Source organism: Paraflavitalea soli (assembly GCF_003555545.1).
Taxonomy (GTDB): domain Bacteria; phylum Bacteroidota; class Bacteroidia; order Chitinophagales; family Chitinophagaceae; genus Paraflavitalea; species Paraflavitalea soli.
Window position 1 is genome coordinate 7,599,391 of sequence record NZ_CP032157.1, and the last position, 24,750, is coordinate 7,624,140.

Sequence of the window (24,750 nt, forward strand, 5' to 3'; positions counted from 1 at the left end):
CTGCATGATTAGTGGCTGATCACTTTCATTTCAGTACGCCTGTTCTGCGCACGGCCTTCTTCTGTAGCATTATCAGCTACAGGCACCGTGGCACCAAAGCCCTTAAAGCTGAGGCGTTGCGCATTAATGCCTTTACCCACCAGGTATTTCACGACAGCCTGTGCCCGGTTGTTGGACAATACCAGGTTGTCTTCCGGTTTGCCCACATTGTCCGTATGCCCGCCGATCTGTATCTTGATCGTTGGATTGTCGCGCAACAAGAGGAATAGTTTATCCAGTTCCGAAGTAGAGGCAGGTTTGAGGTCAAACTGTTTGGAATCAAAGAATATATTCTTCAGCACAATGGATGCATTAGCCTCCAGCGGCTGCAGGGGAATATCGATATGGTACGTGGAGTCAGGCACTTTCTGGCTCAAAGAGAAATTATCGGAGAAAAATAAATAACCCTTACGGTTTACATTGAACGCATAGTCTTTGCCCACCGGCAGGGTAACGAGGTAATTGCCCGTTTCATCCGTTTGCACTTTGCTCATCACTTCCTGTGTAGCGAGATCGGTCAACTCAATGGCACTCGGAAGACCTTTGGTCGTTTTCTTATCGAATACTTTTCCTTTCACCCACAGCGTGCGGTCCGGACGAATATCATTGCGCAATTCAAAAGTATAAATATCAAGTCCGCCCTTACTATCACTGCGGTCACTGGCATAATAGGCCGTTTTGCCATCCGCTGCAATGATCAGGCTGCCTTCATTTTCAATGGTGTTGATGGGATAGCCCAGGTTAATGGCTTTGCCCCAGGTGCCTTTGGATCCTTTTTTGATCATGAACAGGTCATCCCCTCCGTATCCCAGGTGGCCATTGGAGGTGAAATACAGCGTTTGATTATCAGCATGAATAAAGGGACAGCTTTCGTCGCCGGCAGTATTGACTTCGGGCCCCAGGTTCTCGGCTTCCGTCCACTGGCCACTGGGCAGGTAATGACTTACATAAATATCACTGCCTCCATAGCCGTCATTACGTTTGCTGGCAAAGTACAGATCGCGCTTGTCGGGCGATAAGGTGGGCGCTGAATCCCATCCATCGCTGTTTACTTTATTGCCGAGGTTTACCGGCGCACTCCATCCATCCATGGTGAGATAAGAGATGTACAGGTCACAACTGCCATATCCATCGGGAAAATTGCAACCCGTAAAAATGAGCCATTGTCCATCCTGTGAAATGCTTTGTGCGCCTTCGTTGGCATCCGTATTGATATTGCCTTCGAGTGGCCGGGCTTTGGACCACTTGCCATCTACACGCGTAGAGCCAAAGAAATCTTCGTTGTAATTTTTGATCCGGCGGGTAATGATCAGTTCATTGCCGTCGATGGTGAGCGCAGGATAATATTCGGAGACCACCGAATTGATACTATCGCCCATATTCTGTGGCTCGAACTTATAATCAGACAAGGTTTTTTGTTTACCATATTCTATTGCAAACTGGTAGCTTTTCTGACGAAACTCGCCGGCCTGCCGGCTTTTTTCATTGAGGTTGGTGATGGTCAGGAATTCTTTGACGGCTTCCAGGGCTTTGGTGAAATCACCTTTGCCGGCCAGGTTGATGGAGAAGGGCAGGTTGTAATCCTGGAAGTAGGCCGCATCGATGGCTTTGGCTTTCTCATAGTTTTCGATGGCGCCCTGGTAATCCTTCATTTCGCCATACATACCTGCAATAGAGAGGTAGGCATCCAGGAAACGGGGTTCCACTTTCACCGCATCTTTCAGCAGGAGAATACCTCCTTTAAAGTCGTCGTCCTGGGCTTTCCGGATCGCTCGTTCATACAATTCTACCGCTCTTCTGCTCACTTTGGCAGGATCATATTGCTGAGCCATGATCAACGCCGGAGCAAAAAGAAATGACAATATGGTACAGAAGCGCTTGATGCTCATGCTAAGTTTTTGTTGTTTCAGTCGGTCTTTATACCTAGACGGTATTTTCTACCTGTAAGATAATTACCAATTGTTAAAAACGTAAGAGACAACGGATTATTTCGATTCCAGGACTGAGGGTCATGAATTCTCCGGACATAGCGCTAAAAAAGATGCCAGAATTTAATCTACCCCATGCACATTACCGTCAAGGCACATTAATGTACTTGTGTATTTGGAGCGATAGCTCCCATTGAGGGTTTTCTTTAATGTATTCAATGAGGAGGGGCGTCATTTCTTTGGATTTGTCCCACTCAGGCGCCAGGTATAGTTTGCAGGTGGGAGATACCTGTGCGGCATATTTTTCGGCCCAGGCAAAGTCGCTTTTGTTGAAGATCACCACTTTCAGCTCATGTGCCAGGGGTAGGATCTCCGGGAGGGGAAATTTGAATTTTTTTGGGGAGAGGCATATCCAGTCCCATTCGCCACTAAGTGGCGAGGAGCCAGACGTTTCTATATTCGTCTGAAAACCAGCTTCATGCAGTGCTGCCGTGAGGGTGTCCAGGTTATGCATAAGGGGCTCTCCGCCCGTAATGACGGCCATCCTGCCCGGATAGGCGGCAGCGGCTGATACTATTTCATCAATGCTTTGCTGTGGGTGTCTGGAAGCGTCCCAGCTGTCTTTTACGTCGCACCATACGCAGCCCACATCACAGCCACCCAGGCGGATAAAATAGGCTGCTTTGCCCTGGTAATAGCCCTCTCCCTGAATGGTGTAGAAGGATTCCATGACGGGTAAACTGATCACGGCCGGTGCTGCACTTACTTTCATAGGGCGCAAAATTACAATATTCCTGTTTGTTGGAGAAGCCAGAGCACCCACACTGCCCGATCGCCCAATGGTAATTGCACTGCGTAGGCCTACGACTTGCACTGACCTAGCCTGTACAGTGCAAGTCGGGGTAGCATCCGGGTGCAATCGAGGGTTACATAATAGGCACAGGATCAAGGATATGGAGGCCAAATTCGCACTTGGGCGAAAAAGCCCAGTGCAATTCGGAAACTTTAAGGCATAGCATTACTGTCTGATTTTGAGTCAGTTGGAGCCGAAATAAGGCTCATTTTGTGACAAATTCGAGGGGAAACAATCCTAATTCTTCGCCAGGCAGGCGGCATAGGTGTTCTTCATCAGCGCCGCAATCGTCATGGGACCTACACCACCGGGAACCGGGGTGATATAGCTGCATTTGGGTGATACATTGGTAAAATCAACATCACCTTTAATAGCATAGCCACGTTTCTTGGAGGCATCCGGCACGCGGGTAATACCTACATCAATGATCACAGCCCCTTCCTTCACCATATCGGCGGTTAAGAATTCAGGTTTGCCCAGGGCCGCTACAATGATATCGGCCTGCAAACAGAGCTCTTTCAGGTTTTTGGTCTGTGAGTGGCAAAGCGTTACCGTACAGTTACCGGGATTGGTATTAGCGCTAAGCAAAATGCTCATGGGACGACCCACAATATTGCTGCGGCCTATTACTACGGCATGTTTGCCTTTTGTATCGATCTTATAATGCTCCAGGATCAGCATGATGCCGTGTGGGGTTGCTGCCACAAAAGTGGGCAGGCCCTGCACCAGTTTACCTACGCTGATCGGATGAAATCCATCTACATCTTTTGAAGGATCGATGGCATTGATCACCTCTTCATCAGAGATATGCTTGGGCAGCGGAAGCTGCACCAGGATGCCGTCGATATCCGGATCGGCATTTAATTCTGCAATAACATTGAGGAGTTTGTACTCGCTGATATCCTCGTCCAGGCGTATCAGGGTAGATTTAAAGCCTATTTCTTCGCAGGTACGCACTTTGGCGCCTACATAGGTTTCACTGGCGCCATTGGTGCCTATCAGCACAGCGGCGAGGTGAGGTATCTTCTTGCCTTCCGTTCTTAACTGGCCTACATTCAGTCGTAATTCATCTTTGGTAGCCTGTGATACAAGTTGCCCGTCTAAAATTTGCATGGCGCAAAGGTAAAATCTGTTTTGTACATTTTTACGTTAGTTTTTCAAATCCAAAACTAATCGCTTGAAAAACCATTGCCTGCCAGGCACTTTGAAGTACTGGTTATTGTCCTGCTGTTGGCTGGCCGTATCACCGGCCAGTGCACAATCGCTCCGCTATCCACAGGCGGCGCCCTATATAGGCCAGGGAGCCTATAGTTTCCACTTTGTAGATGTTTTTTCCTGTATGGCCAACCAGGCCGCATTGGCCGGCCTGTCCCAGGCTGGAGGAGGGGTATATGCTGAAAAAAGATTCCTGCAGGAAAAACTAAACAGTTACAACGCCATCGTTGCCCTGCCCACCCGGCTGGGCGGATGGGGCATCTCCGCCCAATACCTCGGATCGGGCGAGTACAATGAATCGCAGGTAGGCCTTGCCTATGGCAAAAAACTGGGACGGGTAGACCTGGGAGTACAATTCAACTATGCCATGATGCGGGCGGCAGGCTATGGCAGCGACGGCACAATGATCGTTGAAATAGGCACCCTTTGGCATATTACCGACCAGGTGCATATAGGCATGCATATCTTCAATCCTTCCGGCGGAAAGTATGGAAAGCTGGAACAGGAAAAAATGGCCTGGGTATATAAAGTTGGAGGTGGGTATGAGGCTTCCGAAAAATTATTGGTCAGCGCTGATATTATAAAAGAAGAAAACAAAGCGGTGAATGTTCAGGTGGGTATCCACTATGCCCTTGACCACCGGTTTTTTATGCGTGCAGGCATTGCCACTTCCACTACCACCCCCTGGCTGGGCGCCGGCTGGGCCTGGAAAAACATACGTGCCGATATTACGGGCAGCTATCATCCCCAATTGGGGGTCACACCCGGACTGCTGCTCATTTTTACTACTACTAAAGAACACGCCGATTGAAAAAACTGCTTAGCCTCGTTATAGTAATACTGTGCCATGGAGCATTTGCGCAGGAACCACCGCCTGTACAAGAACAGCAATTGGAAAACCAGGCCGAAACCACCGAAATGGAGAATGAAGATGACAGCTACTGGCAGCAGTTGGAATCGTTGCGCCGTCATCCGCTGGATCTTAATGCGGCTACCCAGGCCGATCTGGAAGCACTGCCCCTGCTGAATGCCTTACAAATAGCCAACTTTCTGCGTTACCGCAGCTTGTTGGGGAGGCTGGTAAGTATACATGAGCTGCAGGCCATTCCGGGTTGGGATGTACATACTATCAGGCAATTGCTGCCACTCGTAATATTGGGCACGGGCGAAGATCCTGCCGCACCGCTTGGCAGGCGGCTGGTGGCAGGTACTCATTCGCTTTTGTTAAGGGCTTCGCAGGTGCTGGAAAAAGCAAAAGGGTTTCAGCCACCGCTTACGCCCGATAAGGATCATTACCAGGGTAGTCCTGTCCGTGTTTTCTCCCGGTATCGCTATAACTACCATAACCTGCTTCAATATGGTATAACGGCCGATAAGGATGCCGGCGAATCCTTATTGAGCGGATCGTCTAAGGCAGGGATTGATTTTTACTCCTTTCATTTTTTTGCGCGTAAGCTGGGTAAGATAAAAGCGTTGGCCCTGGGTGATTTTACTGTCAACATGGGGCAGGGGCTCATACACTGGCAAAGCCTGGCCTTTAAAAAAAGCGCTGCTGTATTACAGGTAAAACGCCAGGGGCCTGTACTGAGACCCTATAGCGCAGCTGGTGAATATTATTTTCACCGGGGCGCAGGCATTACCCTTCAACACAAGAATTGGGAAACTACTTTATTTGCCTCCTTCCGCAAACTGGACGCCAACCTGGTCAATGACAGCATCACTTCTGTGCTGACTTCCGGGTATCATCGTACGCTGGCTGAACTCAACGACCGGCAAAACCTGGAGCGGATCACAACTGGTGGTAATATCCGGTATAGCCGCCCGCGCTGGCAAATCGGATTCAATACCGTTCAATACGCGTTTTCCAAGTCATTTAAGCGATCGGGAGCGCCCTATGATATTTTTGCCGTAGAAGGTAAGCATTGGGGCAACCACAGCGTGGATTACAGCTTTACCCACCGCAACCTGCATATATATGGAGAGGCGGCTGTTGATCAGCAAATGAACAAAGCACTATTGAATGGCATGCTGATGAGCCTTGATCCCAAAGTTGATATGGCGCTTGTATACCGTCGGATGGATAAGGATTACCAGGCCCTGCAGGGAAATGCTTTTACCGAAAATTATTTGCCGGGTAATGAACAGGGATTGTATGGCGGCCTCAGTCTACGCCCATCACCCTCCTGGCAATTGGATGCTTATGCCGATTGCTTCCGGTTTCCCTGGCTGAAGTACCGGGTTAATGCACCGGGGGATGGGGGCGAATATCTTTTACAATTACTGTATAAACCTAATAAAGGGGTAGAGCTGTCAAGCCGTTACCGGCATGAACACAAACCTGCCAACAGTACAGACGACGAAGGCCCCTTAAAGCCTGTGATAAAAGCCACCAGGCAAAACTGGCGTACGCAGGTAATGTTTCAGGCAACACCTGCTATTGTGCTGAAGAGCAGGGTAGAGCTGGTATGGTACCAGGGCGGTACTGCAGCAAACGCTGAAAAAGGTTTTGCTGCCTTCACAGAAGTCTTTTATGTACCTAAAAATTCTTTCTCGGCCAATATGCGGATACAGTTTTTCGAAACAGACAGTTATAATGCGCGCATCTATGCGTACGAACAGGATGTACAATATTATTTTTCCATACCACAATTTATTGGCAAAGGGCTCCGGTATTATATTAATTGCAAGCAAAACCTATCCTCCATCCTGCTCCGTAAGCGTGCCAGAAAGGTAGACTGCGTGGTGTGGTTACGTTTGGCACAGTTTTTATTTCCGGAGAAGACGCTTATTGGTAGTGGTTTTGACGAAATGAGCACACGAAAAAAGACAGAATTCAGGCTCCAGCTTATGTTAATCACTCGTTAACGGGTAAATTAAAATACTCTTAAAATATAAGACGAATAATAGTGTATTCTATATAGTTAGAAAAGCAAAATAACTTTTTTAGTGTGTTCGTTACCTGGAGCAGCGTGTTTTTGAATCTTCTGAAAAGCTCACTGGGATTGAGTTTCATGATGTCATAAAAATTAGTGCAAGAATACTTTTACATGTTAATTCGTGTTAACTACACGTTAACCTGAATTAAAAGCTGGTTAAAAGTGAGTTAACAAACTCTTAAATAAACAGCGTTTTCTTTAATTGCGTTGCCTTAGTTCCCGAAAATTCGGAGGAAAGATGGTTGGTCTGAAATTGTAGTATCAGTCACCCTAAATCACCTTCTGGTTCGCGGCATCATTTTATTTTATTAATTAAAATCACACATGAGAAAGATTCTATCGCTGCTAACAGCGCTGGTAATGTGCGCTGTTATGGCCCATGGTCAAACCCGCACAGTGACCGGCCAGGTAAAAGACAGCAAGGGAGACCCCATTCCTTTTGCTTCTATCAAGATCAAAGGCTCCAATTCTGGCTCTGCTGCCGATGCTAACGGTAACTTTTCCATCACTGCACAACAAGGCGCGATTTTAGTGATCAGTGCATCAGGCTATACGGATGGGGAATCAAAAGTAACCGCCACTGGTGCTATCAACGTTTCCCTGCGCAATGCCGAAGCCATGCAGGAAGTAGTGGTAACTGCGATGGGCGTCTCCAGGTCTAAAAGATCTGTAGGTGTAGCTGTACAGGAAATCCAGGCCGACAAACTTACACAAACCAAACAGGTGGATCTGAACACAGCGTTGGCCGGAAGGATCGCAGGTGTACAGGTATTAGGTGGTTCTGGCGCTAAATTTGGTACTTCTACAGTTCGTATCCGTGGTGTAAATACCCTTGGTACCGGCAACCCACTGTATGTAGTGAATGGTGTGCCCACAGATGGCCGGGATATCAACATGGATGATGTAGAATCTGTATCTGTACTGAAAGGACCTGCTGCAACCTCCTTATATGGTCAGCGTGGTTCTGAAGGCGTAATTGTGATCACTACCAAGAAAGGCAAACGCAACGCCGGCATCGGCCTGGAATTTAATCAGAGTACTACTTTCGAAAGACTGGCTACTTTGCCTAAATACCAGAATGAATATGGTGGTGGTTATTCACAGGATTGGTATACATTCAAGTACAACCCTGCTACCGATGCTCCTGCTTTGCAAGCGATGGATGGCGCCAAGTACTATGATTATTTTGCTGATGAAAGCTGGGGTCCCCGTATGGACGGTTCACTCTATGCCCCCTGGTATGCCTGGGATTCTGAAGATCCGGATTATGCAAAGCAAAAACCTTTTGTAGCGCAACCGGATAATATCCGTGATTTCTACAATACGGGTGTTGCTTATAATACCAATGTGGCCTTTTCAAAAGCTACTGATAATTCCAATACACGGGTGTCTTTTACCAATCTGGCACGCACAGGTATTACACCCAATAGCCGCCAATCCAAAAACTGGCTGTCTATCAATAACAGTATCGATCTCACCAAGCAGTTTACGATCAATACCAATATCAACTACGTTTATGAATACCTGTTCAATGTACCAGCTGAAGGATACGGTACACAAACCAGCGGTTCTTTCAACCAGTGGTTTCAACGTAACCTGGAAATAGCTAAGTTGAAAAGGTATAAGAGATCAGATGGTTCCTATACTTCCTGGAACATCAATGGTCCCCGTGATACCAGTCCTAAATATTGGGACAATCCTTATACTGAAGTGTATGAAAACCTGACCAACAACAAACGTCAGCGTGTTTACGGTAATATCGGCGGTACGTATAAATTCAACTCTCACCTGAGGGCTTCCATATTGGCAAGGGCTGATGTATACAATCAAAACTACAACAGCCGTGTAGCCTCCAATACCCTGAATCTGGATGCTTACAGAACTTACACGAATAATACCCGTGAATTGAACTTCGTGGGTAGTGTGGAATATGACAATGAATTTGGCGACTTTTCTTTGAGGGCTGGTGCTTATGCAGAGAAAAGGACCAATTATTCCAACTATGTAAATGAAGCAACGGCAGGTGGCCTTACTATTCCAGGTTATTATAATATTGCTGCCTCCAAAAACAGGCCAACAACCAACAACACTGAAAACCGCAAAGAAGTAAGAAGCGTGTATGGCTATACTTCATTGGGATGGAGGAATATGGTGTTCCTGGACCTCAACCTCCGGAACGACTGGTCTTCTGCATTACCCCAGGGCAATAACTCTTATTTATATGGTGGTGTAGCCACTTCATTTGTATTTACCGAGTTGCTGCCGGAGAATGATATCCTGAGTTTTGGTAAGGTCAGGGCTTCTTTTGCCCGTGTAGGGTCTGATATTGATGCCTACAATATTTACCAGACTTACACTGTAGGAACTCCTTATGATACTTATCCTACACTCACTGTTCCCAATTCTATTCCCAATAGCGTGTTGAAGCCAACCTTGTCTACTTCTTATGAAGTAGGTACGGAACTCCGGTTCTTAAAGAACAGGGTAAGATTTGATTTCAACTACTATAGCCGTGAGGCCAAAGACCAGATCATTAACCTGACTATTCCAAGTACTACCGGTTATAGCGCTGCATTGGTGAATGCTGGTAATATTGCCAACCATGGTGTGGAAATCAGCCTTGGTGGTACCCCCGTCAGGACCAAAGAATTTACCTGGGATATTGATTTCAACATAGGCTTTAACCGCAATGAGGTGAAGAAGCTGTATATGGATAGCAAGAACCTGGTGGTGAATCCTGCCGGTCAGGGTTCTTCTTTCGGATTCGTAGGTTCTCCTTCTATCTCTGTGAATGCACGTGTAGGTGAATCCTATGGTGTGTTGGTAGGTGATGGTTACAAACGTAATGAGGCAGGAAAGATTCTGGTAGATGATGATGGTTATCCACTTATCGAGCAAAATAAGGAACTGGGTTCTATTTTGCCCGACTATACCGGTGGTGTGTACAATGAGTTTACTTACAAAGGCTTTACCCTTGGGTTTTCCATTGACTTTCAAAAAGGTGGTAAGCTGATGTCTTTGACCAGCATGCAAAATGCCGGTTCAGGCCTGTCTAATATTACTGTAGGTAATAATGATAAAGGCATTCCCAAGCGTAATGATGTGGCTGATGGTGGTGGCGTACGTGTAGATGGTGTACGTGAATCAGATGGTAAGCCCAATGATGTGTACCTCGATACCAAAGAGTACTATGAGTCTGTACTTTCTAACTTGTGGGAACAATGGGTGTATGATGCCACGTTTGTAAAATTGCGTGAAGTAAGAATTGGGTATAACCTGCCTAAGCGCTGGTACCAGAAGCTGGCTATTCAAAATGCCAACTTCTCCATCATCGCGCAGAATCCCTGGCTCATCTACAGCAAAGTAAAAGGAATCGATCCTTCTCAGTTGCAAACACCCTGGTTCGACAGTGGTCAGTTGCCAGGTACACGCACCCTTGGATTTAACCTGAAGCTGCAGTTCTAACCATTTAAAAGAGAGAATTATGAAAAGAAATATTGTCAAGTATATAACCGCCTGCTTACTGATCACTGCAATAGTGGCATCATGTAAGAAACCAGGCGATTTTGGTGATCTCAACGTGGATCCCAACAATCCTGCTGATCCCAATACCACTTTATTGTTCACCAATGCTATCCGTGCCGGATTAAGCTCAGGTATTGGTGCAGTTACTGCGGCCGACCCGTTGCTGTATGTACAGCAGCTGTCTGAAGTGTTTTATACCAACGCTTCACGTTATTCCAGCCGCATATTCGATTACAATGCTTTGTATAATGGTCCCCTTAATGACCTGCAAACGATCATTGACCTGAACACTAATGCCGATACAAAGAGCAAGCCTTATGTTGTAGCCGGTGGATCAAATGCTAATCAGATAGCAGCTGCCCGGATACTGAAGGCGCATATCTTTATGCAAATGGCCGACCGCTGGGGTGATATCCCTTACTCTGCTGCGCTGAAAAAGCTGGAAGATATTACGCCGGCTTTCGACAAGCAACAGGATGTATACAAAGCGCTCTTCCAGGAATTGAAGGATGCAGTAGCCGGAATTGATGCTGGTGCTGGTCCTACTGGTGATATCCTGTTGGATGGTGATATGGACTGGTGGAAAGAGTGGGCCGGGTCGATCCGTATGATCCTCGCCCTGCGTTTGTCCAAAGCTGATCCTGCTACTGGTAAAACAGAATTTGCAGCCGCCTTTACCGATGGCGGTCTATCAGGTAATTCCTCCAATGTTTTCTATTATTACCTGAGTGATGCCAATAACCAAAATCCCTGGTACAATAACTATGTTGTTGGTAAAAGGTACGACTATGCGATCAGCGAAACAATGGTCAACAAGCTGAAAGCATTGAGTGATCCACGCCTGCCAGTGTTTGCAGATACTACAGCCACTGGTACTTATGTAGGTATGCCTTATGGGCTTACTTCACCTGTAGGCTATGCAGCTGGTACGGTGGATAAACCCGGCAATGTATCGTTGATCGGGAAAGCATTCAGGCAGCAAAATTCCAAAGCAGCGGTGACTACTTATGCACAGGTGCTATTTGCCCAGGCCGAAGCAGCCCACCTTGGTTGGATACCAGGTGGTGAAGCAGCAGCAGCTACTTTCTACCTCGCTGGTATTAAAGCTTCCATGGATCAGTTTGGTGCTGCCGGTTACGCTACCTACATTACCCAGCCTGCTGTAGCATATGATCCAGCAAAAGCGGTAGAGCTTATTCAAACCCAGAAGTGGATAGCCAGCTACCTCGGTAATGGTTATGAATCATGGGCAGAGTGGAGGAGAACAGGGTATCCTGTGTTGACCCCCGCTCCGGGTGCTGCACCTGTTTCCGGCGGACAAATTCCCCGCAGACAGGCTTACCCTACTACTGAAAGAGATCTTAATGGCGAAAACTACAATATAGTGCTTGAGCGTCAGGGTGCTGATGAACTGACCACCAAGACCTGGGTAGAACATCCCTAACTCTTTTTTTTTCTTGTGACTGTAATTAGCCGGTGTAGTTCTCTACAGCCGGCTTTTTTAATATGGCCAGGTCCGGACCCCAACTTTTCGCAGCAATGTGCACCCGAAATGGTCAAATATATCTGTACGGCGCAGACAGCAACTGATCTATAAAATGTTGACGTTCATAGATATTTCCCTACTCATGGACTCCGGCACATAAACTTTTCATGAAAAGCATTGCAGCACTTTATTTTTCCCGTTTGTCTACCTTTTCGTGCTCCTATCCTATTTTAACATTTTTTTGAGGTTATACGAAAGTTCCTATATTTACGTCGGTTCACATTTTTAAAAATTACAGTCACATGAGAAAATTTCTAACACTGCTCGCAGTGCTGGTACTGTATACAGTATTGGCATATGCGCAAACCAAAACTGTCACCGGTAAGATTACCGATGAGTTAGGGGATCCCATTCCGTTCGCCACTGTTGTGATCAAGGGCACCAAGGTTGCCTTCGTCTCCGATGCCAGTGGCTCTTTCTCCGCAAAAGTTAAGCAAGGCGACATTTTAGTAGTTTCTGCACAAAGCCTTACTACCAAAGAAGTTACGGTAGGGGCCAGCAACGTCGTGGCCATTACCCTGGCAAAAAATAACAACGCCCTGGCTGAGGTCGTTGTTACGGGTGCCTACAACACGAAAAAAACACAACGTTCTACTTCCTACAACGCACAAGTGGTTAGTAATGAACAACTGAACGTTATTCGCCAAACAAACCTCAATGGTGCCCTGGCCGGTAAAGTATCCGGCCTCCAGTTTCGTGGTCAGTCTACCGCCAAATTAGGTAACGTGGGTAATGTTCGGTTACGTGGAGCATCTGGCCTGGGAGGTGATGAGGGTGTCATCTACGTAGTGGATGGTACCATCTTACCCAGCGCCAATGACATCAACATCGATGATATTGAAGATGTTACAGTGCTGCAAGGACCTGCTGCCGCAGCCCAGTTCGGCTCACAGGGAGCTAACGGCGCCATTGTTATCTCTTTAAAAAAGGCGAAGAAGAATGCAAAAGGTATTGGCGTTGATCTTAATACAGGCGCCCAATTTGAGCAGGTTTACATATTGCCCAATTACCAGAATACCTATGCTGGTGGCGGTAATGCCGATCTGACACAATATGTATGGAAACCAGGCCAGCCGGATGCCTGGAAAGCGCTGGATGGTAAATATTATCATAACTACTCTGATGATGCCAGCTGGGGGCCCCGTATGGTAGGACAGGAATATATTCCCTGGTATGCCTGGTATGAAGGAACACCCTATTCTTTTAAAACAGCCAAACTGAATCCTCAACCGGATAATGGAAAAGATTATTTTCAAACGGCTTCCATTTATAATAACTCCATCAGCTTCTCTAAAGCTACGGATAATATGAACCTGCGCGTGTCTTATGGCAACATAGACGTGAAAGGTATATTGCCCAGTTCATGGCTTAAAAAACATACCCTCAATGTGAATGCAGCCATGGACCTGAACCAGCATTTTACGCTGAGCGCCAACGTGAATTATATTTCTCAAAAAAGACAAGGTGATTTTGATGACGGTTATTCCAACCAATCCACCGGCTCCTTCAACCAGTGGTTTCACCGCGATCTTGATATGGGTATCATGAAAGAACTGAGAGGATTGAGAACACCGGAAGGCATTTATGCCAGCTGGAACCACAATGATCCTACTTCTTATAAATCCGATGATCCTTCTGCTTTCTATGCTGGTAACTACTGGTATAATTTCTATACCTGGGCCGACCTGGTAAGAAACAACGATGGTCTCGATAGACTGTATGGCGATGTCTCGCTTACCTATAAGATCAATAACGATCTCCGCATAAGAGGTACTTACCGTAAGCAACAAAACACTACCTGGGGTGAATCTAAATACAGTTCCAACCTGCTGACCAGCGGTACACAAACTACCGGTAACTGTCCTGAGTGTAAAGGTTTTTATGGCACCAGTGAAAGTTATTCCAACCGGGAAAACCTGGAGGTAATGGCCAGCTATTCAAAAAAACTCAATGATTTCCAGTTTGGTATCAATGCCGGAACGGACTTCTTCCGTTGGATCTCCAAAAGCAACTCTGCCAGTACAGTGGACGGATTGAATGTGCCTGATCTCTTCAATGTCAGCAATTCAAAAGGAAGACCTACTATTGGTAATGGCAGAACAGAAGAAAAATACAAAGCCATATTGGTAAAAGGTGATATCGGTTGGCGCAATATGCTGTTTGGAGATTTCACCTTGCGCAACGACTGGTTTTCTACATTGCCTCCGGATAACAACGATGTATTATCCAAATCATTCGGTGTCTCTTTTGTATTCAGCGACCTGCTGAAGGTGCCGGCTTTGAGTTATGGTAAGATCAGGGCTTCCTGGGGTGAGATACCACAAGCCCTTGGTGCCACTTCCACTACATTCGGAGCTTATCGTTATCCGGGTTTTGAGTTTGGGGTGGGCGCCAATCCATGGGGAAGTAATTTCCTGATGAGCACACCCAATGAATTGGTGGACTCTGCCATCCGTGGTGCTGTGAAAGCCCAGAAAGAAATTGGCCTTGACCTGAAATTCCTGAATAACCGTATTGGTATCGGTGTTACTTATTGGGATGGTACAGAAAAAAACATTCCCCGCTCGGTACCGGTTAATGGCGCCAGCGGCTTTACCTCCATCCTCATCAATACGGGTGAGATCACTAAAAAAGGTATTGATGTACAATTTAATGCCCGTCCCTTCTGGCTTCCTAACTTCAAATGGGAGGTCAATGCTACCTGGGGACGCTTGCTGGAAAATAAGGTCGTAAAAATAGCCGACCAGGTTAAGCGCATCTCCGTGGAAGGTTTGTGGGGAACTACCGGGCCCATCCTGGTACATGAAGAAGGAAAAGAATGGGGGCAGATCTTCGGCAGTGGTATCAAACGTATCAATGGACAACCTGTATTGGACGACGATGGTTTTTATGTTGCTCAGGCCGAAACGTTTTATGGAAACGTACTGCCTAAATATACCGGTGGTATCCAGAACAACTTTGAAATATATAAAAATTTCACCGTTAACGTAAACATCGATTATCAGAAGGGTGGTAAATTCTTCTCCCTGTCTGATATGTGGGGATCTTATTCCGGTCTTACTGCCCGCACAGCAGCAGTGAACGATAAAGGCAATCCTATCCGTGATGCGGTAGCCGATGGCGGGGGCATGCACATATTTGGTGTAGATAAGGATGGTAAACCTGTAGACCATTACGTGGAAGCACAGGACTACTATCATAACATGTATAACAACAGGACCTTCGATGAGTTTGTGTATGACCTTACGTATGTGAAACTGCGTGAATTATCCATAGGCTACAATATCCCTTTAAAAAAGCTGGGTATTGACAAGTGGATCAACCGGGCCAATTTCTCTATCGTAGCCCGGAACCTGTTGTTGATCTATGCTGAAACCAAAGACTTTGATCCATCTGAGATCAGCAGCCTGAGTGGTGAAGCGGGTAACCTGCCCGGAACACGTGGTATTGGTTTTAACCTTCGTGTAGGTTTTTAATTTGATTATCCTAAAAGCGTTAAATCATGAACATTAAAAAATATATACCAGTACTGCTGTTGCCACTGGTTGTAATGACAAGCTGTAATAAGTTAAAAGATTTCGGAGATACCAATGTTAATCCTGGTACTACCGGCACACCCATCCCCAGTGCTTTGCTGACCAGCATCACAGCGGGCTTCGGAGGGTATGCAGCCCAGGGTAGGGGTGGATTGTATTGCCAGTATTTTTCTGAAACACAATATACCGATGCCTCCCTGTACAGTGTGCCGAAGGCTGATTTCAGGGATGAGTACGCCGGTGTTTTATATGATTGTGAATACCTGACCAAGCTTAAGGATGCTACGAACAACCAAAAGCAACTGGCCCGCATCATTAAAGCCTATATATTCTGGACAATAACTGACCGTTGGGGCGATGTGCCCTATACCGAGGCGTTGAAAGGAAACCCCAATCCGAAGTACGATCCGCAAAAAACCATTTATGAAGGTGTTATCAAAGAATTAACAGAAGCTGCTGCGGCTATGGATAATTCTTTTCTTGGTGGGGATGTGGTCGCCAACGGTAACGTGGCCAAATGGAAAAAGTTTGCCAATTCCGTGCGGATCTTAATGGCTTTACGTTTGTCCAAAAGGTTCCCTGGCGCCGGTGACTATGCGGCTACGCAGTTGAAAGCTGCGCTGACTGCTCCGGGAGGGATCATTACTACCAATGAGGACAACCTGAAAGTGACTTACCCCGGCGATGCCTTTAAATGCCCTTATTTTAGCGTGTATGATGGAAGAAAGGATGTGGCTGAAAGTAAAACCATGACCGACATGATGAGCGCTTTGGGTGATGGTCGTCAGGTGGCTTTTGGCGGCAAGTCAGAATTGCCGGCTTCGCCCGATTACAATGTAAGCTCCAATATTGGTGTTCCTTATGGCCTGGAAAGAACCAAAGCAGAGGCATTTACTGCTGCTAACCCAGGGTGGGCCCGCATACTGCGGGGTTCTTACAGACTGCAAACAGGTTCTGTAATCATATTAAGTGCTTCAAATGTACTACTAGCACGTGCAGAAGCCGCTGATCGCGGATGGACTACCGAAAATGCACAAACTTTATTCCAGGATGGTATCAAAGCATCATTTGCTCAATGGGAACTGGCTGCTCCTGCTGCCGGTTATTTTACGCAAACAAACGTGGCCTTTACTGCACCTACCGGAACAGGCGCCAACCTGAAACAAATTGCTACGCAGCGTTGGATCGCTACTTATCCCGATGGCTTACAAGGCTGGAGTGAATGGAGAAGAACGGGATTCCCTGTGTTGGTCCCTGCTCCTGATGCCACCAATTCTTCCAAACAAATTGTTCGTCGCATGACTTTTGGGGACCATGAATACGGAACGAATAATGCTGTTGTAAAAGCAGTGGCGGCGGCTATGCCCGGCGGCGATACGCAAGATTCCAAAGTATGGTGGGATCAATAACCCCGACCTTAACACCAATAAAACTGAATGTATATGAAATTCAACATACTCAAAAAAATGCTCCTGGGGGTAGGGATCTCCCTGTTGTTCACTGCCTGTATCAAGGACGAAGTAGATGATACTACTACCCAGGGAAGCACATTTGTCAAATTACTGGAGTCGCCTCAAAATGCGATCTTCTTTGAACCTTTTACTGAAATAAGAACGGTGGAGTTATTCAGCTTGCGTAAAGATGCCAATTCCGGAGCTGAGCTGAATACGCCATTGACCGTTAAATTAACGCCCAACCCTACGCTCATTGCCACTTACAATGCAGCCAATAGCGCTGATTATGAGAAACTGCCCGATAGCCTGTACACCTTAGATCCAGGTAATCCTTTTGCCAGTGGCATTTATCAGATGAGCATGGGGGCTGGTGAGTTTTCAAAGGAATTTACGATAAAGCTGAATGGTTCCAAATGGGACCTGTCCAAAAAGTATGCATTAGGCTTTACCATCAGTGACGCAGGCGGTAAGCCCATTACAACCGGGAAAAAGGATGTGCTGGTGCTCATCAGTATCAAAAATAAATGGGATGGAATTTATGTAGCTTCAGGTACGATGACAGACCTGGTGAATCCTAACCTTACTGGTATTTATGATGACCCCGGTGGTTATGGTGTAGATGTTGAATACAGTCTACAAACATTAAGTGCTACCCAGTGTGTGGTAGTTAGCGAAACCTACCAGGGTGTACCTTGTGTGCCCATCTGGGACTTGGGTGCGCAGAACTGGTCACTGTACGGAAGTTTCGGTCTTATAGTAACTTTTGATCCTGCTACTGATAAGATAGCCAGTGTAACGAACTACTATGGCCAAATGTCAGGTGGCAACAAACGTTCTGCCGAACTGGACCCCAGTGGCGTTAATGCGTATGATGAAGCGACCAAGACGGTAAAGATCATTTATTGGATGAAGCAGTTTGCCAATCTTAATCCTGCTCCGCCAAACAATATCCGTTCTATCATAAACGAAGAATGGAAGTATGTCCGCGCCCGTTAATAAGGTTCAGGCCATTATATAATAGAATGCCCCTGTTTGACAGGGGCATTTTTTTTTGAGGTTAACTCCTTTTTGCATAATACAATACAAACGCATTAGTGACTTTGTGATCAGCTTCCGGGAGTATTTGATTTTTATTGCAGCTTTTCAATTATCATTTTTGTCTATTGGTTACTGTTAGGTAGGGAATGATTGCAGGTTTTTGCATGGGTGCGATCGGTTTGGCTGAAAATGGTAATACAGGAAAGCAAAGCCATGAATAAACGAATCGTATTTCGCTGGCACGCAATTAATATTTGTTAATTTTTTTTTAAAAGTATAAAAATTCCCTACTTTTAAACCGTTCTAAACTAAAACTCAACAGTCACATGAGAAAAATTCTATCACTGCTCGCAGTGCTGGTGGTCATTGCATTACCTGCACTGTCCCAATCCAGAAAAGTCACTGGTAAAGTCACAGACGCAAAAGGCATCCCCATCCCTTTTGCCACTATCAGGATCAAAGGAAAAACTACAGGATCCTCTGCTGATCAAAATGGCACTTTTATTATTGAAGCTTCTCCCTCCGATGTGTTGGTGATAACCGCTGCCGGTTATGACGCGCAGGAACTGGCGGTGGGTAATAACCTCACGTTAACGGCTGGTTTGCAATCAAATAAATCATTGGATGAGGTGATTGTAACGGCCCAGGGCATTCGCCGGAGACCCAAGGAATTAGGCTATTCAGTAGCCAGGGTAACCAACGAAGATATTACGGTGGGCAGGTCGCCGCAAATAGCACAAAGCTTATCGGGCAAAGTGTCTGGCCTGGCTATCTTCAACGTCAACAACTCGGTAGACCCCGCAGTGAAAATCGTATTGCGCGGCTATCGCTCTATGACAGGTAACAACGACGCCCTGGTAGTGATCGATGGATTGCCCATGCCGCCCGGCTCGGCTACTATGCTGAACCTGCTGAATCCCAACGACATTGAAAGCATCTCAATCCTTAAAGGTGGACAGGCTGCTACCTTATATGGATCTGATGGTGTAAACGGCGCCCTGGTTATTACTACAAAGAAGGGTTCAAAAGGCAAAATGAAAGTTACTTACAGTAACGCCACGAATATTGAACAGATCAGTTTCCTGCCCGAATACCAGGACAAATATGGTAGTGGTTCACACTATGCAGCCGGCTTTGGTACCGGTGCCTGGAAGCCCAATTACCTCGACCGTATGAAGGATAACTGGCGCTCTTATGAGAACCAGCAATTTGGTGACCAATATGATGGTTCTATGCGCCCTGTTGGCCGTGTGTTGGAAGATGGAAGCTTTTATGAATTACCTTATTCTGCGATTGCCGGCGAAAGAAGGCGTATCTGGAATACAGGCCTCACTACCAATAACCAGGTTTCTTTCAGTGGTGGTAATGATAATACCACTTTTTATATGTCTCTTGAGAACAACCTGGCGCAAGGTGTTGTACCCGAAGACAAAAGCCGCCGTACCGGTGTAAGGCTTTCTGCTGCTCATGAGTCTGGCCGGTTGAAGGCTGGATTTAACCTGGCTTATGTGCAAGCCAATTATGATCGTACCACCTTCGATTTCTATAATGAAACGATCAACCAGGCAGCACACATTCCTTTATCTAAGTTGAGGGATTGGAGAAACAACAAATTTGCCAGCCCCAATGCTTATTACAATGATTATTTTACCAACCCTTATTTCCGCCTGGATAATGACCGTACCAAATACGGTGATGCCAATATTACCGGAAATGTGGAATTGAACTATAAGATCTTCAGCTGGATGAATTTGTACAATAAACTGGGTATCCTCAACAATACCCGCAGCCAGAAGAATACGGTGGCAAAATACTCTTACAGCGCCTGGGCCAAAACTAAAGCCTATGTACCCGATCCCTGGGATCAGGATGATGGCGAAGGCATCACCCGTACAGGTACTGATATTGCCGGCAGCGTGTATGATATGAATGCTGTTGAGAACATTGTGAACAATGAGTTCCAGGTACAGATGAACAAAGATTTTGGCGACTGGAGTTTCAAAAGTGTATTGGGCTTTAGCTTGTACGACAGGAAAACGAAGACAGTGGAAGTAAGTTCTGGTTCCATTGTCGTGCCTGGCGTTAACAACGTAGCTAACCGTCAGGGTGAATTGGGCGGTGGTGAAGGCAACACGGAATACCGGAAATATGGGTATTATGCCGACTTATTAACAGGATGGAAAGACTTGGTGTTTATACACGGTACCTTCCGTTTGGATGGAACTTCCAAGTTTTACAAGGAAAACCGTTCAACCAGTCTGTATCAATACCCTTACTATGGAGTGGACATTTCTACCAACTTAACTGATCTGATCCCTGGTCTTCAAACCGGCGTATTGGATTATGCAAAGCTGCGCGCAGGATACAGCAAGAACGTAGCTGATAATATTCCACTGTACGGTCTTGACCTTACTTATCCCAATGCCGGTGGTTTCCCTTATGGCAACACAGTTGGTTTGACCGTTGGTGATGTATTGCCAGACAATAACCTCAAACCTGAAAAAGTAAATTCTTTTGAAGTAGGTGGAGAGTTCCAGTTGTTCAATAACCGTGTAAACCTGGATTTTACTTACTATACACAAACGACTACCGATCAGGTGATCACAGTTAAGATACCGAATTCTACAGGGTATAACAACCTTCGTTTGAACGTAGGTAAATCCAGGAACTGGGGATATGAAACAGACCTGAAAGTACAGATCATCCGTAATCAGAATTTCAACTGGGATTTCAGCGTTCGTTATTCTCAGAACGACAACAAGGTGATCGAACTGTATCCTGGTGTTAATGATTTCCTGTTAAGCGGTTATTCTTATGCCGGATCTTATGTGATCAACAAGGAAGCCTTCCCTTCGATCAAGGCCATTTCTTATGTGCGTGATGAAGCTTCAGGCAGGGTAATTGTAAATAAGACCACAGGTTATCCTTCTCAGGGGCCATTAAAGAACCTCGGTCGCGCATTACCTAAGCATATTCTTGGCTGGGGTACCAAAGCAGGGTATAAGGATTTCACCCTGGCTGTCAACTTTGAATACCGTGGTGGTAATGTAATCTATAGTGACCTTGGCCGTCAGATGACCTTTACCGGTTCCGGTGGCTGGACAGCTGATCGCGCACCACATGTATTCCCCAATTCAGCTTACGATGATGGTACGGGCAAATTTGTTCCGAATAACAACGTAAATGTTGCTGAGGCCGAATATTCTCTGTGGGTAGATTACTATCGTCTTATTGCTGAGAACTTCACCGTTCCAGGCTGGTTCATTAAGCTGCGGGATATCAACCTGTCTTACAACTTCCCCGCTGCCTTCATTGCCAAGACAAAAGTATTTGCCGGCGCCAGTATCTCATTATATGGTCGTAACCTGATTACTATTGTAGATTCCAAGAACGATTTTACAGATCCTGAGTACAGCTTTACTACAGGTAATGGTTTAGGTATCAATAATACCAGCCAAACACCACCTGTTCGTCAATATGGTATCAACGTAAACCTGACTTTTAAATAACTGCTAAATACAAAGTGATCATGAAACTACGTCATTCAATAATTCCCATTCTTTGTATTGCTGTTGCATTGAGTGGATGCCAGAAGAAGTGGTTGGATATTAATACCAACCCCAATCAGTTGCCTACTTCCACACCGGATTTTGTATTCACGGCAGCGGCCAATCGTACAGCTGCTGTACTTGATCCCAATGAGCTTGGTTCTTATTGGAGCGGGCAGTGGACACAGTCCAGCACCTATATCATCAGCCCGTCTCAATTTCAATATATCTTTAACAATACCAACTTCAACTTCTGGGATACCTGGTATGATATCCTGAAAGATTATCAGTATGTGATTGATACGGCCGATGATCATGCGCAGCCACAGCCCTATATGAAAGGGCCTGCCAAAATAATGAAGGCTTATATCATGCAACAGTTGGTGGATGTATATGGCAATGTGCCTTATTCCGATGCCTTGAAAGGAACTGGTAGCCTGGCTCCCAAGTTTGATGATCAAAAGGCTATTTATGAAGACCTGATCAAGTTGCTGGATGCGGCCATTGCCGATGTGAAAGCAAATGTGTTCGGTGCTGCAGGTGTTAATGCCGATATTATTTTTAAAGGTAACGCCACCAACTGGGTACGCTTTGCCAATAGCCTTAAGCTGCGTTTACTGATCAGGCAAAGTAAAATAGCCGGCCGCGATGGTTATATTACTGCCGAGATCAACAAGGCTGTAGCCGTAACAGAAGGGTTCCTGGCTGCCGGCCAGGATGTGACCAGCAATCCCGGATACATTGCCAGCGATGGAAAGACCAATCCTTTCTATGACCGCTGGGGATACCAGGCCAATAATGCGGTGCGTCCATTGGGTCGTTATCCACGTCCTACTGTATTCCTCTTTGATGTGATGAAAGCTTCCAATGACACTTTTCGTCTCAAACGCCTGTTCTATGCAGCAGGAGGGGAGAATCAGAGCAACCCGGGTGTAAGTGCAAAAGGAGATACGCTCAAACATTATGTGGCGGTTCCTTTTGGTGCGAGCTCAGGCTACCTTGCCCAGAACTCTTCGTACATCGGGCCCGCCCAGATTGTTCGTGGCGTATTTAATAAACCCATGGTATTGTTTACAGCCGCTGAAAGCTTCCTGCTGCTGGCCGAAGCCAAACAACGTTATGGAGGCGCTGTAAATCTGCCGCTAACTGCCCAGGAATATTATGAGCAGGGAGTTAAAGAATCCTTCCGCCTTACAGGAACGGCTTCATCTGCGGCTACGACCTTATTGACCAGTGGCAAAGACCTGGCCGATTGGACGGCTTCCACTGACAAGCTGAAAGCTATCTGGATGCAAAAATGGCTGGCATTGGTGCATTATGGTGGTTTGGAAGCCTGGAGTGAGTACCGCCGTACCAATTTCCCGGAAACACCTGCTTCAGCCTCTGCTGCTGTTGGCGCGAAGAGACCTTCCCGTCTTTTCTATCCCCAAACGGAAGAGTCGAGCAATGAGGCCAATGTAAAGGCCCAGGGTGCCATCAGTGCATTTGATACCAAGATATTCTGGGACGTTGACTAAACGCCGGTAAATTCTTTCATAACAAAACAGGCTGGTCTCGGTATGAGGTCAGCCTGTTTTGTTTGCTTTGGCTGCCACCGCAAACTATCCTACTTTTACAGCTTAATTTTATAGGCAATGGATAACGCAAATCAGCAGCAGAACCAACTTAATATAGAGATCAGCGAAGAAATAGCCGAAGGTGTATATGCCAACCTGGCCATCATAACACACTCACATGCGGAGTTTGTTATCGATTTTGTGAATGTAATGCCTGGCACTCCCAAAAGCAAGGTAAAATCACGCATTATCCTTACGCCTCAGCATGCCAAGCGGTTTATGAAAGCCCTTACGGAGAATGTGAACCGCTTTGAATCCCTCAACGGTAAAATACAGGACCTGGAGGAAGTACAACTGCCCCTGAATTTCGGTGGTCCCAGTGCACAAGCTTAAGGAGTGGAGGATTGGTCCTGCACTCACAAAGTGCCTTCATCAGCAAAACTGTAATATCCTTCTTCGCTCACGATGATATGGTCCAGCACTTTGATGTCGAACAAAAGGGCGGACTGCTTGATCTTTTGCGTGAGTAACTGGTCGGCCGCACTGGGTTGCAGGTTACCGGAAGGGTGGTTATGGCATAATATCAGGTTGACGGCATTTTCTTCCAGCGCCTGCTTAATAATGAGCCGGGGATCCGCAATAGTGCCGGTAATCCCTCCTTCACTTACAATATGAAAATGGGTGATCCTGTTGGATTGGCTGAGGTACATGACGGCAAATACCTCGGAAGGACGGTCCCTCAAAAGCGTACGCAGGTATTGGGCTACATCCCGGCTATTGGTAACCACCGATCCGGCAAAAGATTCCAGGGCATGGCGGCGGCGCCCCAGTTCCAATGCTGCCACAATAGACACAGCCTTGGTCATGCCTACACCTTTTACGCTCATTAACTCCTTGACAGTCACCTTAAAAAGGTTATTCAGGTCGTTTTTACTGAACCGCATAATATCCTGGGCCAGGTCTACGGCCGACTTTCCTTTGATCCCATATTGGATCAGGATGGCCAATAATTCCGAATTGCTCAGGGTATTGGGACTTTTGCTAAGTAGTTTTTCCCTGGGCCTGTCGTCTTCTGCCCAGTCTTTGATAGGGTAATTCTTCGCTTGCATGTATTGAAAGATTCTGTTAATTTTCAGCCTTGTAATAATAACCACAGCGGGTAATAAGCATACCTTTCTGTCGTTATTGTTAAAGAAAATCCAATCCTTTTTCGAAACTCGTTAATCCACATCCCCATGAAACGGAAAACTACTTTTTTAGCAATCGGTGGCTATCAGCCTTTTCTATTCTGCATAGGCATGTATTGCGTAGCGCTTTGCTTCTCCATTTTCATTTGCTCAGCCATCTTTCATGTCCTGAATCCCAAGACATCTATTGTGCGTAAAAGCGAAGTAGCTGCCCAAACTGCGGCTCCGGCCAGTGCGGGTAAGCAGGTTTTACTCACAGTTACCAAATAATCACAATTACCAATCATTTGTGACCATGGCCGGTGTTGCGACACTGGTGCAAATGATATCCTGATACCGCTGGCAAGCTTTGTGCGGCTGTATCAGGATATCAGTTTTAATTCAGTTGT

The 24,750-nt window shown here is 46.2% G+C and carries 15 protein-coding genes; 11 read left to right on the top strand and 4 right to left on the bottom strand.

Annotated features, from left to right (window positions below; all coding sequences use genetic code 11):
- Positions 1-8 precede the first annotated feature (8 nt).
- The 3 genes from D3H65_RS29305 to D3H65_RS29320 form a co-directional block, all read right to left on the bottom strand.
- Entirely contained in the window at positions 9-1,928 is a 1,920-nt protein-coding gene (locus D3H65_RS29305; RefSeq protein ID WP_119053709.1) for an OmpA family protein, read from the bottom strand.
- 187 nt (positions 1,929-2,115) lie between these two features.
- A complete protein-coding gene (locus tag D3H65_RS29310) occupies positions 2,116-2,739 on the bottom strand; it encodes a 7-carboxy-7-deazaguanine synthase QueE (RefSeq protein ID WP_245999616.1) in 624 nt (207 codons plus the stop codon).
- 318 nt (positions 2,740-3,057) lie between these two features.
- Positions 3,058-3,933: a bifunctional 5,10-methylenetetrahydrofolate dehydrogenase/5,10-methenyltetrahydrofolate cyclohydrolase gene (locus tag D3H65_RS29320; RefSeq protein ID WP_119053712.1), complete on the bottom strand. Its 876-nt coding sequence runs from the start codon at positions 3,931-3,933 to the stop codon at positions 3,058-3,060.
- Between the two features lie 64 nt (positions 3,934-3,997).
- Between D3H65_RS29320 and D3H65_RS29325 the strand changes: the two genes are divergently transcribed.
- The 10 genes from D3H65_RS29325 (at position 3,998) to D3H65_RS29370 (ending at position 23,567) form a co-directional block, all read left to right on the top strand.
- Positions 3,998-4,846, top strand: coding sequence for a PorV/PorQ family protein (locus D3H65_RS29325; RefSeq protein WP_119053713.1), 849 nt, complete (start codon positions 3,998-4,000; stop codon positions 4,844-4,846).
- Positions 4,843-6,900, top strand: a complete 2,058-nt coding sequence (locus tag D3H65_RS29330; RefSeq protein WP_119053714.1) for a ComEA family DNA-binding protein — start codon at positions 4,843-4,845, stop codon at positions 6,898-6,900. The genes D3H65_RS29325 and D3H65_RS29330 overlap by 4 nt, the downstream gene beginning before the upstream one ends.
- A 395-nt stretch (positions 6,901-7,295) precedes the next feature.
- The gene (locus D3H65_RS29335; protein ID WP_119053715.1) at positions 7,296-10,436 is read left to right on the top strand and encodes a SusC/RagA family TonB-linked outer membrane protein; all 3,141 of its coding nucleotides are present in this window, start codon (positions 7,296-7,298) and stop codon (positions 10,434-10,436) included.
- A gap of 19 nt (positions 10,437-10,455) precedes the next feature.
- Positions 10,456-11,940: a SusD/RagB family nutrient-binding outer membrane lipoprotein gene (locus D3H65_RS29340; RefSeq protein ID WP_119053716.1), complete on the top strand. Its 1,485-nt coding sequence runs from the start codon at positions 10,456-10,458 to the stop codon at positions 11,938-11,940.
- Between the two features lie 344 nt (positions 11,941-12,284).
- Positions 12,285-15,518, top strand: coding sequence for a SusC/RagA family TonB-linked outer membrane protein (locus tag D3H65_RS29345; protein ID WP_119053717.1), 3,234 nt, complete (start codon positions 12,285-12,287; stop codon positions 15,516-15,518).
- Positions 15,519-15,544: 26 nt separating this feature from the next.
- Positions 15,545-16,987: a SusD/RagB family nutrient-binding outer membrane lipoprotein gene (locus D3H65_RS29350; RefSeq protein WP_119053718.1), complete on the top strand. Its 1,443-nt coding sequence runs from the start codon at positions 15,545-15,547 to the stop codon at positions 16,985-16,987.
- A gap of 33 nt (positions 16,988-17,020) precedes the next feature.
- Positions 17,021-18,028, top strand: a complete 1,008-nt coding sequence (locus D3H65_RS29355) for a DUF1735 domain-containing protein (RefSeq protein ID WP_162915872.1) — start codon at positions 17,021-17,023, stop codon at positions 18,026-18,028.
- Between the two features lie 368 nt (positions 18,029-18,396).
- Complete coding sequence (locus D3H65_RS29360) at positions 18,397-21,579, top strand: SusC/RagA family TonB-linked outer membrane protein (protein WP_119053720.1); 3,183 nt, start codon at positions 18,397-18,399, stop codon at positions 21,577-21,579.
- A 20-nt stretch (positions 21,580-21,599) separates the two neighbouring features.
- Positions 21,600-23,135: a SusD/RagB family nutrient-binding outer membrane lipoprotein gene (locus D3H65_RS29365; RefSeq protein WP_119053721.1), complete on the top strand. Its 1,536-nt coding sequence runs from the start codon at positions 21,600-21,602 to the stop codon at positions 23,133-23,135.
- 117 nt (positions 23,136-23,252) lie between these two features.
- Complete coding sequence (locus tag D3H65_RS29370; protein WP_119053722.1) at positions 23,253-23,567, top strand: DUF3467 domain-containing protein; 315 nt, start codon at positions 23,253-23,255, stop codon at positions 23,565-23,567.
- A 23-nt stretch (positions 23,568-23,590) separates the two neighbouring features.
- Here the strand turns inward: D3H65_RS29370 and radC are convergent, their stop codons facing one another.
- Complete coding sequence (radC, locus tag D3H65_RS29375) at positions 23,591-24,283, bottom strand: RadC family protein (protein ID WP_119053723.1); 693 nt, start codon at positions 24,281-24,283, stop codon at positions 23,591-23,593.
- 126 nt (positions 24,284-24,409) lie between these two features.
- Between radC and D3H65_RS33095 the strand changes: the two genes are divergently transcribed.
- A complete protein-coding gene (locus D3H65_RS33095; RefSeq protein ID WP_162915873.1) occupies positions 24,410-24,631 on the top strand; it encodes a hypothetical protein in 222 nt (73 codons plus the stop codon).
- Positions 24,632-24,750 lie beyond the last annotated feature (119 nt).

Excerpts from the sequence above, each read along its gene's own strand:
- D3H65_RS29305 (WP_119053709.1), bottom strand. The coding sequence starts at position 1,928 with ATGAGCATCAAGCGCTTCTGTACCATATTGTCATTTCTTTTTGCTCCG.
- D3H65_RS29310 (WP_245999616.1), bottom strand. The coding sequence starts at position 2,739 with ATGAAAGTAAGTGCAGCACCGGCCGTGATCAGTTTACCCGTCATGGAA.
- D3H65_RS29320 (WP_119053712.1), bottom strand. The coding sequence starts at position 3,933 with ATGCAAATTTTAGACGGGCAACTTGTATCACAGGCTACCAAAGATGAA.
- D3H65_RS29335 (WP_119053715.1), top strand. The coding sequence starts at position 7,296 with ATGAGAAAGATTCTATCGCTGCTAACAGCGCTGGTAATGTGCGCTGTT.
- D3H65_RS29340 (WP_119053716.1), top strand. The coding sequence starts at position 10,456 with ATGAAAAGAAATATTGTCAAGTATATAACCGCCTGCTTACTGATCACT.
- D3H65_RS29345 (WP_119053717.1), top strand. The coding sequence starts at position 12,285 with ATGAGAAAATTTCTAACACTGCTCGCAGTGCTGGTACTGTATACAGTA.
- D3H65_RS29350 (WP_119053718.1), top strand. The coding sequence starts at position 15,545 with ATGAACATTAAAAAATATATACCAGTACTGCTGTTGCCACTGGTTGTA.
- D3H65_RS29355 (WP_162915872.1), top strand. The coding sequence starts at position 17,021 with ATGAAATTCAACATACTCAAAAAAATGCTCCTGGGGGTAGGGATCTCC.
- D3H65_RS29360 (WP_119053720.1), top strand. The coding sequence starts at position 18,397 with ATGAGAAAAATTCTATCACTGCTCGCAGTGCTGGTGGTCATTGCATTA.
- D3H65_RS29365 (WP_119053721.1), top strand. The coding sequence starts at position 21,600 with ATGAAACTACGTCATTCAATAATTCCCATTCTTTGTATTGCTGTTGCA.
- D3H65_RS29370 (WP_119053722.1), top strand. The coding sequence starts at position 23,253 with ATGGATAACGCAAATCAGCAGCAGAACCAACTTAATATAGAGATCAGC.
- radC (WP_119053723.1), bottom strand. The coding sequence starts at position 24,283 with ATGCAAGCGAAGAATTACCCTATCAAAGACTGGGCAGAAGACGACAGG.
- D3H65_RS33095 (WP_162915873.1), top strand. The coding sequence starts at position 24,410 with ATGAAACGGAAAACTACTTTTTTAGCAATCGGTGGCTATCAGCCTTTT.